Here is a 16,927-nt window from a genome sequence, read left to right on the forward strand (position 1 = left end):
AGGGCGATCGGCCTGTCGCATTTTTACGGCACCTGCGCCGAGAAACGGGTTCAGAGGTGCCGTAGACGTTTTCGCATCCGCCCTCGGTCGCTATCGTGACCGCAGCGGGGGCCGCTTAACAAAAAGCGATCGGGTCGGCCGTGGGCCCGATCCGGCAGATAGGTGGATGGTGACTCGATTGTGCAGTTCGCGCCGCGCCAAGCTGCTCGGTACGGCTGGAGCCCTGGGTTTGGCACTTCTGTGCCCGACCGGGCTTGCGGCCGAGACAATGAATGGAGCCCTCGCAAAAGCTTATCTTGGCAACCCCACTCTCAATGCACAGCGCGCCGGCGTGCGTGCCACCGACGAAACCGTGCCGATCGCCAAGGCGGGGATGCGGCCTCAAGTCAATGCCACGTCCTCGATCGGCTACAGCTACCTCAACAACCAGGGAAACGGCGGCGGTTCGTCCGACCTGTGGCCCGGCAGCATCGGCGTTAGCGTCACGCAGCAGATCTACGATGGCCAGCGCACCAAGAACTCCGTGCGGCAGGCCGAATCGAACGTGTTCGGCGCGCGCGAGAACCTGCGCAACCAGGAGCAGAACACCCTGCTCAGCGGCGCCACCGCTTATATGAACGTGTTGCGCGACACGGCGACGGTCAACCTGCAGCGCAACAACGTCGAGGTGCTCCAGGAGCAGCTGCGCCAGACCCAGGATCGCTTCAACGTCGGCGAGGTGACGCGCACCGACGTCGCCCAGGCCGAGGCCGCCCTGGCGAGCGGGCGCTCGCAGCTCAGCGTTGCCGAGGCCAACCTGAAGACCAGCATCGCCCAATACCGTCAGGTGATCGGCATCGAGCCGAGGCAGCTGGCGCCGGGCCGGTCGATCGAGAACCTGCTGCCCAAGACGCTCGACCGCAGCATCGTGCTCGCGCTGTCCGAGCACCCCGCCATCAACGCGGCGATGCACGGCGTCGACGCGGCGGAGCTGCAGGTGAAGGTGGCGCAGAGCGCCCTGCTTCCTCAGCTCGGTCTCACCTCCAGCCTCGCGCGGGCCTGGAACTCCTTGACGCCCGGCGATGCGCGCACCAGCGCCAGTGTCGTGGCGCAGCTGACCGTGCCGATCTACGAGGGCGGGCAGGTCTATGCCCAGACCCGGCAGGCGAAGGAGACCGCCGGGCAGGCACGCATCAACGTCGACGTCGCGCGCGATCAGGTGCGTCAGGCCCTGGTCTCGTCCTGGAGCGCGCTCGAGGCGGCGAAGGCCCAGATCGACGCGGCCACGGCCCAGGTGCAGGCCAACGAGATCGCGCTTGCCGGCGTGCGCGAGGAGGCGAAGGTCGGCCAGCGCACGACCCTCGACGTGTTGAACGCCCAACAGCTGCTGCTCAACTCGCGCGTGCAGCTCGTGTCGGCGCAGCGTGACCGGGTGGTCAACTCCTACTCGGTGCTGTCGTCGATCGGCAAACTGTCGTCGCGCACGCTGGCGCTCAGCGTCACCCAGTACGACTCGAAGACGCACTACAAGCAGGTGAAGGACAAGTGGATCGGCCTGGACACGCCGGGCGGCCGGTAAGGCTCGTCCCGAGCAGGTCAATCCTCTGACCGCAGGCGCTCCAACCGTGCGCATGTGCGAGCGCGTCGTTCGCGATCGCGAATTCCACCCGATGGCAGGACGGCCCAGTGCGGCCGTCCGGCTGTTTGCGATCGCTGGATCGGCTAGCGGCGGTCGGGCGGGGGCGCCACGCTCCAGGGGGCGGTAGCGTTAACCATGATTGCCGATCGGCCGTATCGGCTTGGGACAACGCCGTAGAGCGATTGCTCGTGCGCGCTCACATGAAATACTAACGCGCGAGCGCGTTCTTGATTCGGGTGGCCCGGAATCGGACGGGCCGCATCGGGGGATGTGATGAGCGCTGGCGGCTCCAGGGCCTATCAGACGAACGGCGCGACAGAGGCCCAGCCGGTCCGCGACCCGGCCATGGACGACATCCTCGCCTCGATCCGGCGCATCATCTCGGATGATCAGCGCGCCCTCGGCCTGGGGGACCTTCATCCCGCGCGCCCCGCGCCTCGCCGAACGAACGAGGAGTTGCCCCGCCTGCGTCCGTCCATCGATCGCGATCTGCAGCGCCTCACCTCGATCCGGCCGCGCGTCCCGGACGACGACGAGTTGGCGGAGTCGCAGGCGCCGGTAAGAGCCGTGATGGCGCAAGACGAGCATGAGCGGGGTGCCCGTGAGCTCGAGCTGGACGACGACCGCGCTGGGCGAGGCGCGGACCATGGCGGGCGTGAGAGCCATCTCGATCAGCGGGACGCCGCCCAACTGCCGCATGACGTCACGCGCCCGGCTCCGGATCCCCGTCTGCGCTACGCGGAGCCGGCTCCGCTGGCGGCCGGCCGGCCGCCGGACGCGGACCGCTTGACCTCGCGCAGCGTCGACGCATCGGTCGGCAGCGCCTTCGACGCCTTGACCGCGAGCATCACCCATCGTGCACGCACGATGGAGGAGGTGGTCGCGGAAATGCTGCGGCCGATGCTGCGTGAGTGGCTCGAGGATAACCTGCCCGACCTCGTCGAGCAGCTCGTGCGCAAAGAGATCGAGCGCGTGGTCCGCGGCGGTCGGCGCGACTAGACGGGGCGCGCGGCCGGTACCTGTCTTCGTCCTGCAGCTTGCAGCCGCCTTCCCCACCCGTCGCGCTGCGCTCGCGGCCGGCATGTTCCGGCGAGCCGCCGCGAGGCCCATGCGAGCCTGACGAGACCTTTGCAGGCGTGACGCCTCTGCCCGCCGAGATGGCCGCCAGGCGCTGGCGTGGCCGTCCGGGTTTCGGGAATCCGATCAGATGATTACATCCGGGCGGGAAATGCTCTAAGCGAACGCAGCGCTCCCTGCATCTCGCGCAGGCCGATGCAACGATCTCCCAGCCGACGGTAAGCAAAGCACATGGACAAGACCTTCGAGCCCTCCGCGGTGGAGGGACGCATCTCCGACCTCTGGGAGAGCGCGGGCGCGTTCCGCGCCGGCCGGCCCGAGCGGGCGGGAGCCGAGCCCTATTGCATCGTCATTCCGCCACCCAACGTGACCGGCTCCCTGCACATGGGCCACGCGCTCAACAACACGCTGCAGGATATCCTCGTCCGCTTCGAACGCATGCGCGGGCGGGACGTGCTGTGGCAGCCGGGCATGGACCATGCCGGCATCGCCACCCAGATGGTGGTGGAGCGACAGCTGGCCGAGCGGCAGCAGCCGGGCCGGCGCGAGATGGGGCGGGCCGCCTTCCTGGAACAGGTGTGGGCGTGGAAGGCCGAGTCCGGCTCCACCATCGGCACCCAGCTTCGGCGTCTTGGCGCCTCGTGCGACTGGTCGCGCGAGCGCTTCACCATGGACGAGGGGCTGTCGCGCGCCGTGCTCAAGGTGTTCGTCCAGCTCCATCGCGACGGTCTCATCTACCGGGACAAGCGGCTGGTGAACTGGGATCCGCGGTTCCAGACCGCGATCTCCGACCTCGAGGTCCAGCAGATCGAGACCAAGGGTAACCTCTGGCACATCCGCTACCCGCTGGCCGCCGAGCCGGATCGTTTCGTCGTCGTCGCCACCACGCGCCCCGAGACCATGCTCGGCGACGTGGCCGTCGCCGTGAATCCTGACGACGAGCGCTACCGCGACCTCGTGGGCCGCATGGTGCAGCTCCCGCTGGTGGGCCGCCTCGTGCCGATCGTCGCGGACGCCTATTCCGATCCCGAGAAGGGTACGGGCGCGGTCAAGATCACGCCGGCGCACGATTTCAACGACTTCGAGGTGGGCAAGCGCCACGGGCTCGGGCTCATCAATATCTTCGACGCGGAGGCTCGGCTCGACCTGGCGACCAACGCCGCTTTCCTCGCGGATGCGGAGGGGCCGGATCTCGCCGCGGTGCTGGCACTCCAGGGCGCGGACCGCTTCGCCGCCCGCAAGGCCATCGTCGGCATGCTGGAGGATCGCGGTGCACTCGTCGCCGTGGAGCCGCATACGCATATGGTGCCTCACGGCGACCGCTCCGGCGTGGTGATCGAGCCGTGGCTGACCGACCAATGGTACGTCAACGTCAAGCCGCTCGCCGAACGGGCGCTCGAGGCGGTGCGTGACGGGCGGACCCGGTTCATCCCGGAGAATTGGGAGAAGACCTACTTCCAGTGGCTGGAGAACATCGAGCCCTGGTGCATCTCGCGGCAGCTGTGGTGGGGCCACCAGATTCCCGCCTGGTACACGCCGGACGGCGCCGTGTTCGTGGGCGAGAGCCTCGACGAGGTGCTGCCCCAGGCGCTCGCCCATGCGGTCGAGAACGACGTGCTGAGCGAGGCCGAGGCGGAGGCGTTGGCCTCCGCGCCGGAGAAGGCCGAGGGTTTCCTGGTGCGGGACGAGGATGTCCTCGACACCTGGTTCTCGTCGGGACTATGGCCGTTCTCGACGCTCGGCTGGCCGGACGAGACGCCGGAATTGAAGCGCTTCTATCCCACCAGCACGCTCGTCACCGGTTTCGACATCATCTTCTTCTGGGTGGCCCGCATGATGATGCTGGGCCTGCACACGACCGGCGAGGTGCCGTTCCGCGACGTCTACATCCACGCGCTCGTCCGTGACGAGAAGGGCGCCAAGATGTCGAAGTCGAAGGGCAACGTCATCGATCCGCTCGAGCTGATGGACCGCTACGGCACCGATGCGTTGCGCTTCACGCTAGCCGCCATGGCTGCCCAGGGGCGCGACATCAAGCTGTCGACCCAGCGCGTCGAAGGCTATCGCAACTTCGCCAGCAAGCTGTGGAATGCGGCCCGCTTCGCCGAGTTGAACGAGTGTGCGCTGCCGCCGGGATTCGCACCGGGCGGCGTGCGCGAAACGTTGAACCTGTGGGTGCTCGGCGAGACCGAACGGACCGTCGCCGACGTCACCCGCGCCATCGAGACCTTCCGCTTCAACGACGCGGCCAATGCGGCCTACCGTTTCGTCTGGAACGTCTTCTGCGACTGGTATGTCGAGCTGACCAAGCCGGTGCTGCAGGGGGCCGACGGTGCCGCGAAGGACGAGACGCGCGCCACGGTCGCCTTCGTGCTCGACGAGATCTGCAAGATCCTGCATCCGTTCATGCCGTTCCTGACCGAGGAGCTGTGGCGGACCACCGGGCCCATGCGCGGCGGGCGCTCGACCCTGCTGGCGCTGGCGCCCTGGCCGGCGCCGCTCGGCGTCGCGTCGGCCCAAGCAGAGACGGAGCTCGGCTGGGTCGTCGACCTCATCTCGGAGATCCGCTCTGCCCGCTCGGAAACCAACGTGCCGGCGGGTGCTCAAGTGCCGCTGGTGCTGGTCAAGCCCTCCGCCACGGTGCGGGCTCACGCGGCGCGCTGGGGCGACACGATCAAGCGTCTGGCACGGGTGGCGGAGATCTCCGAGGCCGAGGCGCTCGATCGCGGCTCGATCCAGCTCGTGGTGCGCGGCGAACTCGCAGCCCTGCCGCTGGTGGGTGTGATCGATTTCGAGGCCGAGCGCGCCCGGCTGCGCAAGGAGATGGACAAGCTCGGCACCGATATCGCCAAGGTCGAGACCAAGCTCGGCAACCCCGACTTCCTGGCCCGCGCGCCCGAAGAGGTCGTCGAGGAGCAGAAGGAGCGGCTCGCGGAGGCCCGCACGCGCATTGCCAAGATCGAGGAGGCTCTGGAGCGTCTGGGCGCGCCTTGACGCTCGTCCGCCGGCTTGCGGCGGCGGCGGCCCTGGTCGGCGCCGGCCTGGTGTTTCTCGGCTGGCTCACGAGCACCCCGGCAAATCCGGCGCTCTATCCGGCGGCCGACGAGCGCGCCGTCACCATCTACGTCGTCGGGCGCGCCTACCACTCCGGCCTGCTGCTGCCGCGGGCCGCGCTGCTGGAGGCCGCCCGTCACGGCGCCTTTCCGGCCGTGACTGCGGTGGCAACACGCTTCGCCGCCTATTCCTGGATCGAGGTCGGCTGGGGCGAGGAGCGCTTCTACAGGCAGGTGCCGAGCATCGACCGGCTCGACTGGAGGCTCGCGCTCAGCGCGCTGCTGCGGCCGGGAAATGCCGCCGTGCTGCATGTGGTCGGCGTGGGTGACGATCCCCGTGCCGCCTTTCCCGACGACGATCTCGGCGCGCTCACCCTCTCGGCCGAGGGCTTTCTCGGCCTCATCACCGAGCTGGAGCGCTCGTTCGGGCGCGACGCCCAGGGGCAGCCGCTGGCGCTGGGCGCCGGTGTCTACGGCCCTAGCCTGTTCTTCCGCGCTACGGGCACGTTCAACCTGTTCAACGTGTGCAATCACTGGACCGCCCGCCTCGTCGGAGCCGCGGGGGTGCCCACCGCACCGCTGCTGGCCATCCTGCCGGCGGGGCTCGCCCTTTATCTGGAGCAGCGCGCCGGCATGCGGCGTCTGCCCGCGATCGCGCTTCGCGACCGGGTAGAACCGACCAATCGCTGAGAGGCGGCTCCAAGGGCTCCAAGCCGCGGCGCATGTCTACGCCACGGCACGATCGCGATCCGCTCAGGTGCCGAGAACGACATCCACCAGCAGCTTCACGTTCAGCGCGACGATGACGAGGGCGATGGCCCAGGCGACCACCTTGAGCCACGCGGGGATGGCGAGCGCTCCCATGAGGCGGCGATCGGACACGAAGGTGACCAGCGGGATAATGGCGAACGGCAACTGCATCGACAGCACGACCTGGCTCAGGATCAGCAGCTTGGCGGTCCCGCTCTCGCCGTAGAGCGCCGTGACGATGACGACCGGGACGATGGCGATGCCGCGCGTGATCAGGCGGCGCATCCAGTCCGGCAGGCGCAGGTGGAGGAAGCCCTCCATGACGATCTGGCCGGCGAGGGTGGCGGTGACCGTCGAGTTGAGCCCGGAGGCCAGCAGAGCCACCGCGAACAGGGTCGAGGCGATGCCGACGCCCAACATCGGTGACAGCAGGGCATGCGCCTGCTCGATCTCCTCCACGTCGGTCCGTCCGTTGTCGTGGAACACGGCGGCGGCGGTGATGAGGATGGCGGCATTGACGAACAGCGCCAGCATCAGCGCGATGGTGCTGTCGGTCACCGCCCACTTGAGCGCGCCGCGGCGGCCTTGCTCGGTGCGTGGATAGGCGCGCGTCTGCACGATCGAGGAGTGGAGGTAGAGGTTGTGGGGCATCACCGTCGCGCCGATGATGCCGATCGCGATGTAGAGCGCCAGCGGGTCGGTGACGATCGTCGAGGACGGAATGAAGCCCTGCAGCACGGCGGCCACCGGCGGCGACGACATGGCGATCTGCGCGGCGAAGCAGACGAAGATGATGACCAGCAGCGCCACCACGAACGCCTCCAGGTAGCGGAAGCCGCGCTGCATCAGCAGAAGGATCAGGAAGGCGTCGAGGGCGGTGAGCAGCGCCCCCCACAGCAGCGGAATGCCGAACAGCAGCTTGAGGGCGATCGCCGTGCCGATCACCTCGGCCAGATCGCAGGCGATGATCGCCGCTTCACACGCGAGCCAGAGGGCCAAGCTGACTGGGCGCGAGTAGTAGTCACGGCATGCCTGCGCCAGATCCTTGTCGGTGGCGATGCCCAGGCGCGCCGCCAGCGCCTGCAGCACGATCGCCATCACGTTGGAGATCAGGATGACGGCGAGCAGGGTGTAGCCGAACTTCGAGCCGCCGCTGATGTCGGTCGCCCAGTTGCCCGGGTCCATGTAGCCGACCGAGACCATGTAGCCCGGGCCGGCGAAGGCCAGGAAGCGGCGCAGCCAAAGCCCGGCGGGCGGCACGTGGATGCTGGCGTTCAGTGGGCCCAGGCTGCGACGATCATCGATGAGACGGGACGGCTTGACGGCACCGTCGGTCGCGTCCGCGTGAACCATATCCATGATCGAGGACCCGTGGGGCTTGAGGGCGCCGGCGCGGCGCGTTACCGCAAATGAGAACGATTTGCATTTAACTCTGCCCTCGCTGCACTGCAAGGTCAAGCGACAAAGGCCGCCACGGCACATGCGGCTCTGCCGAGTCTAGCGGGCCGCAAAGACTGTGGCCCGAAGGTCACAGGAAATTAAGAACAAGTATAAGCCTCACCCCGGGCCACGATGTGCCGCGAAGCCGCCATAAACCGGGATCAGTCAATGAACTTGAAGGCAAGCCTTTGAGACCGCTGGCTTTTGCGCATCCCTCATGCAGCGGCGAGGAGGGGCAATGCGCAGCCCGGCGCGCCTGAGGGGCAGTTGCTTCTTAACCCGTGCGTGGCATGTCCGAGGAGCAGTCAGACATGCCGCTGGGAGCTGGTGGATGAACGTATGCGCGATCAACGGGGCCGAGCTGCCGAGCCGTCATGGGACGGACCGGTCCCGTCGCGCACCGCGCCGCTCCAGCTGCCCTAGGAGGGGTCTGCCGCGGGCGGTTACCCGGGAGAAGCCCGGGGCTGCGGCCCGTCCGGTCGGTCCAGGTGAAAAACGACGCGATGCGGACATTTAGTCTCCTCGCATACGGACTGTGCGCTGGGCTGGCGGGGGGTGGACCCGGCTTCGCGCTCGATGCATCGCGGCCGCAAAGCGGTGCCGCGGCCGTCACCATCCCCGTGCCCGGGCCCAGCTTCAAGTCGGAACGGGACGCCTTCCGCAGCGGCATCCGCAACTACAATTCGGGCGACAAGGCCGGCGCGGTACGCGCCCTCGAGTACGCGGCGACGAAGGGCCATTCGCCGGCACTGTGGAAGCTTGGTCGCATGTATGCGGACGGTGACGGGGTTGCCCACGACGACCTCAAGGCGTTCGAGTACTTCTCGCGCATCGCCGATGCCCACGCCGACGACGGTCCCGACTCGCCCAACGCCCGCTTCGTTTCCAATGCCTTCGTCGTCCTCGGCGGCTACTTCGTGGACGGCATCCCCAACACCTACGTGAAGCCCAACGTCGCTCGGGCGCGCGAGATGTTCCAGTATGCGGCGTCGTTCTACGGCGATGCCGACGCGCAGTACAATCTGGCGCGGCTCTACCTCGACGGGCAGGGCGGCGCCAAGGATTCCCGGACAGCGGCCCGTTGGCTCAACCTCGCCGCCGAGAAGGGGCATGCGCCCTCGCAGGCGTTGTTGGGGCACCTGCTGGTGAACGGGCAGGGGGTGCCGCGCCAGGCTGCCCGCGGCCTGATGTGGCTGACGCTGGCGCGTGACGCCGCCGATCCCCAGAAAGAGGGCTGGATCGTCGAGATGCACGACAAGGCGTTCGCGCAAGTGAGCGACAACGATCGCCAGGTCGCCTTGATCTATCTCGAACAGCATATGCAGCGCTGACGCGCCGGCGATCGGTTTCGTAACGCCTTAGAGCGGGATGATTTTCCTCGAGTCATCGCCCCGCTCTAAGTCTTTGCTTTTTTCCTAAAGCTGTAGCCACTTTTGGGGATCAGGCTTTAAACCGCATCCAGGATCGTATCGACCACGAGCCGCTTGGCCGCCAGCCTGTCCCGCAGCAGCCGGTAGATCACGGCGAACTGCGCCCCCATGGCGTGGCGCTCGCACACGGCGAGCCGGAGCTCGGCGTCGGCCGAGCCGTCCCGGCACGCCGCCAGCGCCATCTGGTGCAGCGCACGGAAGGCGGTGAACTCAGCCGTGACCGCTGTTTCGTCGCCGAGCAGGGCGTAGAGGTGCGACGCCCTCTGCTGCCCGCGCAACTGCACCTCGTCGACGGGAAGATAGGCGAAGCCGGGCGCAGCCTCGGTCACCTCCTCCGAGACGAGGATCGGGATGCCGTAGGTCTTGCACATCGGCTCGATGCGTGCGGCAGTGTTCACCGTGTCTCCGATGGCGGAATAGTCGAAGCGTCTTATCGATCCCACGTTGCCGACGCACGCGGGTCCCGTATGCAGACCGATGCCGATGGCTATGGGGTGATGATCTCGCCCGGCTGCGGCGCTCTCCTTGCGGTACTCCTCCTCGATGATCAGGAGCGCCCTTTGCATGGCGAGGGCGCATCGCAAGCCGGCGCGGACGTGGTCGGGCACGTCGATGGGGGCGTTCCAGAAGGCCATGAGACCGTCACCGATGAACTTGTCGAGGGTGCCGCCGGACCGCAGCACCTCCTCGGTCATCGGCGCGTGCACCGAGTTCAGGAACCGCAGCACATCCTCGGCGCTGAGCCGCTCCGAGCGCGCCGTGAAGCCGCGGATGTCGGAGAACAGCACCGTCAGCGGCCTGATCTCACCACCGAGCTTCAGCTTGCTCGGGTCGTCGGCCAGGGCCTCGACGATGCTCGGCGATAGATAGCGCCCGAAGGCTTCGCGGATCTGCCGTTTGTCGAGATCGGAGCGCCTGAGCGCGCCGACCGCGGCGGCGGCGAAGGTCCCGACCATGGCGAGCGTCGGCAGCGCCGGATCGATCAGCAGCTCGCGATGGGAGAAGGCGAACCAGCTTCCCCCGACGGTGGCCGAGAGCAGCAGGATCGTTGCGGCCGCGGCGGGAAAAGGGCCGAGCAGCACGGCCGCGATGCCGACCGCCAGGCACCCCGCGAGGGTCAGCAGCGATTCCAGTCCCGGCCCATAGTCCGGGCGGCTGAGCCGGGCTCCAGTCAGCACGTGCTCGACCAATTCGGCATGGACGTCGACGCCCGCCACCACTGCGTCGATTGGCGTGGCGCGGATGTCGGCAAGCGCCGCCGCCGCCGCGCCGACGAAGACGATCGTGCCCTCGAGCGCGCTGAGGTCGGTCGTCTCGTCGAGCACGCGCCACGCCGGAAGGTACCGTTCGGCGTGGGTGCCGGCGTAGCGCACGCGCACCGAGCCATCGCTCTCGGTGGGGATCTCGAAGGCACCGACCTTGACGGCGATAATACCGGTGTGCTGCCCGAGGCTGGTCTCGCCGCTGGCGTTCGACGCCTTGATGACCACGCCCGACGCCCGCTGCGCCACCCGTAGCGCTTCGATGGCGAACGAGGGCGCCAGGTGGCCGCCGACGTTGAAGAACGTCGCTACACGGCGCACGATCAGGTCGCGGTCGGGCACCCAGTTCAAGGCGCCGACGCCCTGCGCGGCCTCCGCCAGCGCCGGCAGCGGTACGATCGCGCCGGCGAACGGGGGCACGAAGCGAAGCGGATCGTCGCCCGCGAACGCGAGCCCCGCCTTGACCACCGGTGCCGTGCCGGAATTCGCCAGCGCCTGGCCGATGACCACGGGATAGCGGCCGATGGCCTGCGCCAGCGCCTTGTCGCCCTCGGTGTCGTCGCCGCGCTCCGCCTCCGAAAAGATCATGTCGAGCGCAACCGTCGCCGCGCCCGCCTCACCCAGGCGGTTCACCAGTTTGGCCACGGTCTCGCGCGGCCATGGCCACTGCCCCACCTTGGCGAGCGACTCCTCGTCGATCGCGATGACGCGCACCGGCGTCGCCGGCTCGTAGGCGCGCGGAGCGAGCCGCTGGTAATTGTCGAACACCAGGTTGCGCAGGGCGCGCACCTGCGGCGAGTCGGTCAGGATCAGGGTGATCGCCAGCGCGGCCGCGACGAGCCCCGTCGCGGTGCCGGTGATCAGCTTCTGTCCGAGCCTCCAGGTTCTCGCCATCGGCGGCCTCGCCTGCCCAAGAGTATGTCCGTGCCATTGGACGAGGGTCATCCCATGGCACGGAAACGCTCATAGCCTTTCGCATCTGGAGCGCTACGCGAACGGGTGATTCCAGCCGATCGTGTAGCGCTCCAGTGCCCGCATGCTAGCATGCACCACGCATCGCTGGCGCTCGCGGCTCGGTCAAAGGTCGAGATCGGCGGCGACCGGCACGTGGTCGGAGGGCTTGGCCAGAGCCCTGAGGGACTTGTGGACCTCCACGGCACGCAGGCGGTCGGCGGCGCGCGGCGTGAGCAGCAAGTGGTCGATGCGGATGCCGAAATCGCGCTGCCAGGCACCCGCCTGGTAATCCCAGAAGGTGTAGAGCCCGCCCTCGTCGCGGCAGGCGCGCAGCGCGTCGGTAAGGCCAAGGTTGAGAAAAGCGCGGTAGAAGGCGCGGCTCTCGGGCTGGAACAGGGCGTCGCCGATCCAGGCCGCCGGGTCCTTGGCGTCCCGCTCATCGGGGATCACATTGTAGTCGCCGCCGAAGATGGCCGCCTCCTCCAGCGCCAGCAGCGCGCGCATATGCTCGCCGAGCCGCTCCATCCAGGCCAGCTTATAGGCGAATTTCTCCGTCCCCAGCGGATTGCCGTTAGGCAGGTAGATGGAAGCGACCCTCACCGCGCCCGACGGCACCGAGACCACCGCCTCGATATATCGCGACTGGTTGTCGCTCTCGTCCCCCGGCAGCCCGCGCCGGACATCCTCAAGGGGGAGGCGGGACAGAAGGGCGACGCCGTTGAAGCCCTTCTGGCCGTGCACCGCGGCGTTGTAGCCGAGATCGGCCACCTCGGCCGTCGGGAATGCCTCGTCGACGCACTTGATCTCCTGGAGGCAGAGCACATCGGGCTGAACCTCTTTCAGGAAGCCGGTCAGGTGATCAAGGCGCTGCTTGACCGAATTGACGTTCCAGGTGGCGATGCGCATCAAGTCTCGGGGCTCCGGGCGGCGAGAGCGGGCCAGTCGGTCTCGCTGCGTCGGGCCGCATAGCACCCCAGGGCACGAAACCGAAGCACCGTGGCGGGGAGGGGGCATGGATCCGGGCTGGTGGACGCCGACCGACGCCTACTGCGAGCGCTGTAGCCCGGATTTCTGGGCCGAGCCATTCAACGCGGCCTCAAACGCGGCCTTTCTGGTCGCCGCAGCCCTTGTCGCGCGCCGCGCGATCGCCGCGGGAGCGGCCGGCCCCCGGGCTGCGGTCCTCGTCGGGCTGCTGGTGGTCATCGGCATTGGCAGCTTCCTCTTCCACACCTTCGCCAATCGCTGGTCGCTGCTAGCCGACGTCATTCCGATCGCCCTGTTCATTCTCGTCTACTTCGCCCTCGCCATGCGCACCTTCTTCGGCCTCGGCTGGGGCGCCGCGGTGGCGGCAACCCTGCTCTACGAGGCCGTCGCTGCGGGGGTGGGGATGCTGTGGGGCGGCTGGGCGCGGGGGCGAGGTGGCGATCCGCTCAACGGCTCGTTCGACTATCTGCCGGCCGCCCTCGCCATGCTGGTCATCGGCTGTCTGCTGATCGCGAGGCCGGCCGCGGCCGCCAGCGGCTACCGCCTGCTCACGGCCGCTGCCGTCTTTGGCGTATCGCTGGCGTTCCGCACCATCGACCAGGCGGTGTGCGCCACCCTTCCCGTCGGCACCCATTTCCTGTGGCACGCTCTCAACGCGTTGCTGCTCTACTTGTTGTGCGACGCGCTGTTCCGCCATGCGGCATCCGCGCGGGCCACACACCCGGCGCCCATCCAACCGGCGGGGGGCACCCGGTCCGAGGGACGCTCCGGGGCGCATCGCGGCCGACACTGACCGTTCTGCCCACGCGGCCGGTCCCCCAGGCGGTACGGCCGAAGATTTGGATGCGCACCGTGTCTCGAGCGGGCCGCCATGGCATCGCTGCGTCGGTCGGTCGCGCGTGCAGGAACCGGTCGGGCCGATGGCTACGTGGCAACCCGGCTGCGGGGATTGCCGTGTCCTTTAGGGAGAAGCGGGACAATCCCGCGCACGAGTCGATCTTGCGCCGGAGCCGGTGCCTAGGGGGCCCCCTCAACACCACGGGCGCGGGGAGTGCGCCAACGCACCGCACAGTTCAAATGACGGAATGGTTAACGCGGCGCATTCTTGCCACATCCCTCCTCCATGGGCCCTGCAACTCAGCACGTCGTGAAGTAGCGCGACGCCGCAAGCAGTGGGGTTTCAAGGATTGACGTGGAAGAAGAGTGATGCGGCACTTGCCGCGATCGCCCGCGATGACGATGACATCATCTGGCTCGAGGCCAACAAGGGTAAACCTACCAACTCACGACATAAGCGCGAGCGGCGACGCGGCAGGCGACATCCATCGCTGAAGCTGCTGACGCTCACCATGGTCTCCATCGGCCTCGCCGCCGGCGTCGGCTCCAGCGCGCCCTCCACGTCGGCCGCCGCCCATGACTCCTACGACGATGCGGCGCCGGGCCACCATAAGGTCGAGCTCGCGTCCATCATCCGATTGTCGCTTCCGCCATCGGTGCAGGCGATGCTGCCGCTGCCCACAACCGTTGTCGATCAGCCTCTGCTGGCGCTGCGGTCGCCGCCCGATCCCAGCGAGACATTGCGCTTCGGCTCGGTCGCAGTGCGCCGCGACGTGGTCGAGACCGTCTGGCGCGCCGGGTCGCGGACCGAGGTCGACCCGGTCTATCTAATGGCGCTTGCCGACAAGGAATCGAGCTTTTCCGCCCATGCCAAGGCGCCGACGTCCAGCGCCGAGGGCATGTTTCAGTTCATCGACAAGACCTGGTTGAGGGCGGTGAAGGAGTTCGGGCCGATTCACGGACTGGGCGAGGAGGCCGCCAAGATCGAGGTGCTGGACGACAAGATCAAGGTCGAACCGGCGGAGCGGGAACGTATCCTGGCCATTCGACGCGATCCGTATCTGTCGGCCGTCATGGCGGCCGAGTTGCTCAAGCGGGACCGGGCGGACGTGTCGACCAGGATCGGCCGCGACCTGAGCAAGCCCGAGTATTACCTGTGTCATTTTCTCGGTTTCGAGCAAGCGGCACGCTTCATGCAGTTGCTGAACGACAGCCCCGAAGACAATGCCGCGAAGGCGTTTCCGAGTGCCGCGCGGGCCAACACGAACCTGTTCTATACACGCGAGAAGAAGCGCAAGCTTCGCGGCAAGACGATTGCCGAAGTGTATCAGAAGCTGATCGATATGATGGATCGTCGCATCGACCGCTACGCCAGCATGACGGACCTCGTAACGCGGTAATTTCCGCCGATCGGCGCGTCCGGCTCCACCGTTCGGTGGACGTCAGCCCTGGTTGCGCCAGGCAGGCTCAGCTCGCTCCAGTGTGACTACCGGGGGAGCCGGCTCATGGCGGCCGCGGTCGTGCCCGCGGAACGGGCAGCAGCGGCTCGGTCGGACCGGGCGATGCCGGCGACGACCTCCCAGCCGTCATGCAGGGACGCATGAATTCGACCGAGAGCGAGGAAGGCGCATCTATACTGCATCTTCCCTGTTGGATCCGGTGAGTGCGGCCGCCTATTCTCGGCTGTGCCGGCGGAAAGATCGGAGATCAGATCTATGACGAGGGCCGAGCGCCTCGGCCAAAATGGAATGGCCGGGCAGCGAGCCCGGCCTTCTCGTCCGACACATCGCGCATTTGGCCATTGGACGGAGGCATCCCATGGCGCTGAAATACGCGTAGCCTTTTAAATCGGGCGCGCGTCTCGGCGCTTGGATGGTTCCACCCGAGCGCCGAGCCTCAAGCCCGTCAGGGCAACGTCGCCGGCGGCGTTGACCTGACGCTCAATACCACCAGCCGGGGCCCCACACGCCGTAGTCCCACGTCGCGTCCGCGTTCATCTGAGCGGCGAGCAGGTCCTGCGAGCTGATACGCTGCTCGAAGTTGAGGCCCTGGAAGGTCTGAAAGGCCTGCTGGCTGCCGTAGTAGAGGCACTTGCAGACGAGCGGGTCGGCGTAGACGAAGACCGTCTGGCCATTCACGGTGCGCGGAACGAAGGTGTTCGGCGGCAGCTTCTGCAGGTTGGCGAGCTTCTCGGGCGTATCGGCCAGGCGGATCTTGAAGCCGGCCGCCGCCATCATGTCCTCCTTACGCGTCGTGGTGGACTGGCAGGCGCCCACGGCGAGCGCCGCGACCAGAGCGGCCGCGAGGGGAAGGGAACTCAAGGAGAACGCAGTTCGCATGACAATTGCCTCGTTGTTGCCTTATGCCCGCGAACCGCGACGACGCCCCAGCTGCGCAGTCCTGTTGGGCACCGACGCGTAACGTCTTTTCGGAGGCGTCACAAGCCAAGCGCGTGCCGCGGTGCGAGCGAAGATGGCGAGGCTCACTGCGGCCAGGGATCGGCTGGCGGGGCTGTCACGATTGTCAGGCGAAGAGCTCAGGCTCGCGGCGCAGCAGTGCTTGCACCAGGAAGGCCGTCTTCATGTCATCGAGAGCGCCGGAATCGAGCTGCTGCAGCAGGAGCTTGAGCGGCATCTCGACCACGGTGATATTCTCGTGTTCGTCGGCCAGCCCTCCGCCGGACGCCACCCGGTCGGCCGCGGTCACCGGCGCCAGGAAGAGGTGCAGCCGTTCCGTCGAGATGCCGGGCATCGTCCACAGCGTCGACACGGGGACGAGCTCGCCGATGCGCAGCCCCGCCTCCTCCATGCCCTCACGGCGTGCGCATTCCTCCGGCGACGTGCTCTCGATGCGTCCCGCCGGGGCCTCCAGCAACTCTGCCGGGCCGCCACTGTGCAGGACGGGCGTCCTGAGCTGCCGCACCAGGATGGCGACGCGCCGCTGCCGGTCATAGGGCAGCACCACCGCCGCGACGCCGTGATCCTCGATTTCGCGGCTGATCAGCGTGCCATCGGCCAGGCGCACTTGGGCGAGCAGCAGCCGGCCCCAGCCCTGATAGACGGTCTTGATGTCTTCGATTTGGCTCAACGTCCGCTCCGCTCGGATGCCGACGGAGCTATGACATCGAAACCGACGAGCGGCCAGCGTGCCCTGGCGTGGCCGGACGTCTGCGGCTCCCGCAGCCGTGAGCCAGGGTCATCCGACCTGAAGGCGGATGAGATCGCGCTTGGCGAAGGGAGCGCACGAGCTGTACGAGGACTGGTTGTCCCAGGCGGCGAAGACCACGTCTCCGACCACCTTGAGCACCACCATTTCCTGGCTGCCGCTGCGCAGCATCACCACGTCGCCGGCGCGCAGGTCCACCTCGGGTGCGGCCAGGCGTCCATCCTCGGCGGCGCCGGCGCTGGCTGCCATCACAAGTTCGGGAGTTGAAGTGACCATCATCGTCGAGCCCTCAGCGTGTTAAAACATCGTTAAGGATTTATTGTTCCGTCTGAGGTGCTCGGGCGCACATGGATGATT

General features: G+C 67.7%; 13 protein-coding genes. 7 read left to right on the plus strand and 6 right to left on the minus strand.

Annotated elements, in window-relative coordinates; all coding sequences use genetic code 11:
* Window positions 1–268: 268 nt before the first annotated feature.
* The 4 genes from IEW34_RS06275 to IEW34_RS06290 all read left to right on the plus strand — a co-directional run bounded on the left by IEW34_RS06275 (window position 269) and on the right by IEW34_RS06290 (window position 6,438).
* A complete protein-coding gene (locus IEW34_RS06275; protein ID WP_188608295.1) occupies window positions 269–1,558 on the plus strand; it encodes a TolC family outer membrane protein in 1,290 nt (429 codons plus the stop codon).
* 405 nt (window positions 1,559–1,963) lie between these two features.
* Window positions 1,964–2,617, plus strand: coding sequence for a PopZ family protein (locus IEW34_RS06280; protein ID WP_188608296.1), 654 nt, complete (start codon window positions 1,964–1,966; stop codon window positions 2,615–2,617).
* A gap of 309 nt (window positions 2,618–2,926) precedes the next feature.
* Window positions 2,927–5,689 carry a valine--tRNA ligase gene (locus IEW34_RS06285; RefSeq protein WP_188608297.1) on the plus strand — a complete coding sequence of 921 codons (2,763 nt, stop codon included), beginning with the start codon at window positions 2,927–2,929 and terminating at the stop codon, window positions 5,687–5,689.
* A complete protein-coding gene (locus tag IEW34_RS06290; RefSeq protein WP_188608298.1) occupies window positions 5,686–6,438 on the plus strand; it encodes a DUF2459 domain-containing protein in 753 nt (250 codons plus the stop codon). Before IEW34_RS06285 ends, IEW34_RS06290 begins: the two co-directional genes overlap by 4 nt.
* A 63-nt stretch (window positions 6,439–6,501) precedes the next feature.
* Here IEW34_RS06290 and IEW34_RS06295 read toward each other — a convergent pair whose 3' ends face one another.
* The gene (locus IEW34_RS06295; protein ID WP_188608654.1) at window positions 6,502–7,851 is read right to left on the minus strand and encodes an Nramp family divalent metal transporter; all 1,350 of its coding nucleotides are present in this window, start codon (window positions 7,849–7,851) and stop codon (window positions 6,502–6,504) included.
* 590 nt (window positions 7,852–8,441) lie between these two features.
* On the opposite strand from IEW34_RS06295, the gene IEW34_RS06300 reads away from it, so the two are divergent.
* Window positions 8,442–9,269, plus strand: coding sequence for a tetratricopeptide repeat protein (locus tag IEW34_RS06300; RefSeq protein WP_188608299.1), 828 nt, complete (start codon window positions 8,442–8,444; stop codon window positions 9,267–9,269).
* Between the two features lie 116 nt (window positions 9,270–9,385).
* On the opposite strand, the gene IEW34_RS06305 is transcribed toward IEW34_RS06300, so the two are convergent.
* Window positions 9,386–11,524: a CHASE2 domain-containing protein gene (locus IEW34_RS06305; RefSeq protein ID WP_188608300.1), complete on the minus strand. Its 2,139-nt coding sequence runs from the start codon at window positions 11,522–11,524 to the stop codon at window positions 9,386–9,388.
* Window positions 11,525–11,707: 183 nt separating this feature from the next.
* A complete protein-coding gene (gene xth, locus IEW34_RS06310; protein WP_188608301.1) occupies window positions 11,708–12,490 on the minus strand; it encodes an exodeoxyribonuclease III in 783 nt (260 codons plus the stop codon).
* A gap of 106 nt (window positions 12,491–12,596) precedes the next feature.
* On the opposite strand from xth, the gene IEW34_RS06315 reads away from it, so the two are divergent.
* Window positions 12,597–13,361, plus strand: a complete 765-nt coding sequence (locus tag IEW34_RS06315; protein WP_188608302.1) for a ceramidase domain-containing protein — start codon at window positions 12,597–12,599, stop codon at window positions 13,359–13,361.
* 394 nt (window positions 13,362–13,755) lie between these two features.
* Entirely contained in the window at window positions 13,756–14,805 is a 1,050-nt protein-coding gene (locus IEW34_RS06320; RefSeq protein WP_188608303.1) for a transglycosylase SLT domain-containing protein, read from the plus strand.
* Between the two features lie 540 nt (window positions 14,806–15,345).
* On the opposite strand, the gene IEW34_RS06325 is transcribed toward IEW34_RS06320, so the two are convergent.
* The 3 genes from IEW34_RS06325 to IEW34_RS06335 form a co-directional block, all read right to left on the minus strand.
* Complete coding sequence (locus IEW34_RS06325; protein WP_244641824.1) at window positions 15,346–15,744, minus strand: hypothetical protein; 399 nt, start codon at window positions 15,742–15,744, stop codon at window positions 15,346–15,348.
* Between the two features lie 184 nt (window positions 15,745–15,928).
* The gene (locus IEW34_RS06330) at window positions 15,929–16,492 is read right to left on the minus strand and encodes an NUDIX domain-containing protein (protein ID WP_188608304.1); all 564 of its coding nucleotides are present in this window, start codon (window positions 16,490–16,492) and stop codon (window positions 15,929–15,931) included.
* 108 nt (window positions 16,493–16,600) lie between these two features.
* The gene (locus tag IEW34_RS06335; RefSeq protein WP_188608305.1) at window positions 16,601–16,819 is read right to left on the minus strand and encodes a hypothetical protein; all 219 of its coding nucleotides are present in this window, start codon (window positions 16,817–16,819) and stop codon (window positions 16,601–16,603) included.
* Between the last annotated feature and the right edge of the window lie 108 nt (window positions 16,820–16,927).

The organism is Chelatococcus reniformis, assembly GCF_014640075.1.
Taxonomy (GTDB): domain Bacteria; phylum Pseudomonadota; class Alphaproteobacteria; order Rhizobiales; family Beijerinckiaceae; genus Camelimonas; species Camelimonas reniformis.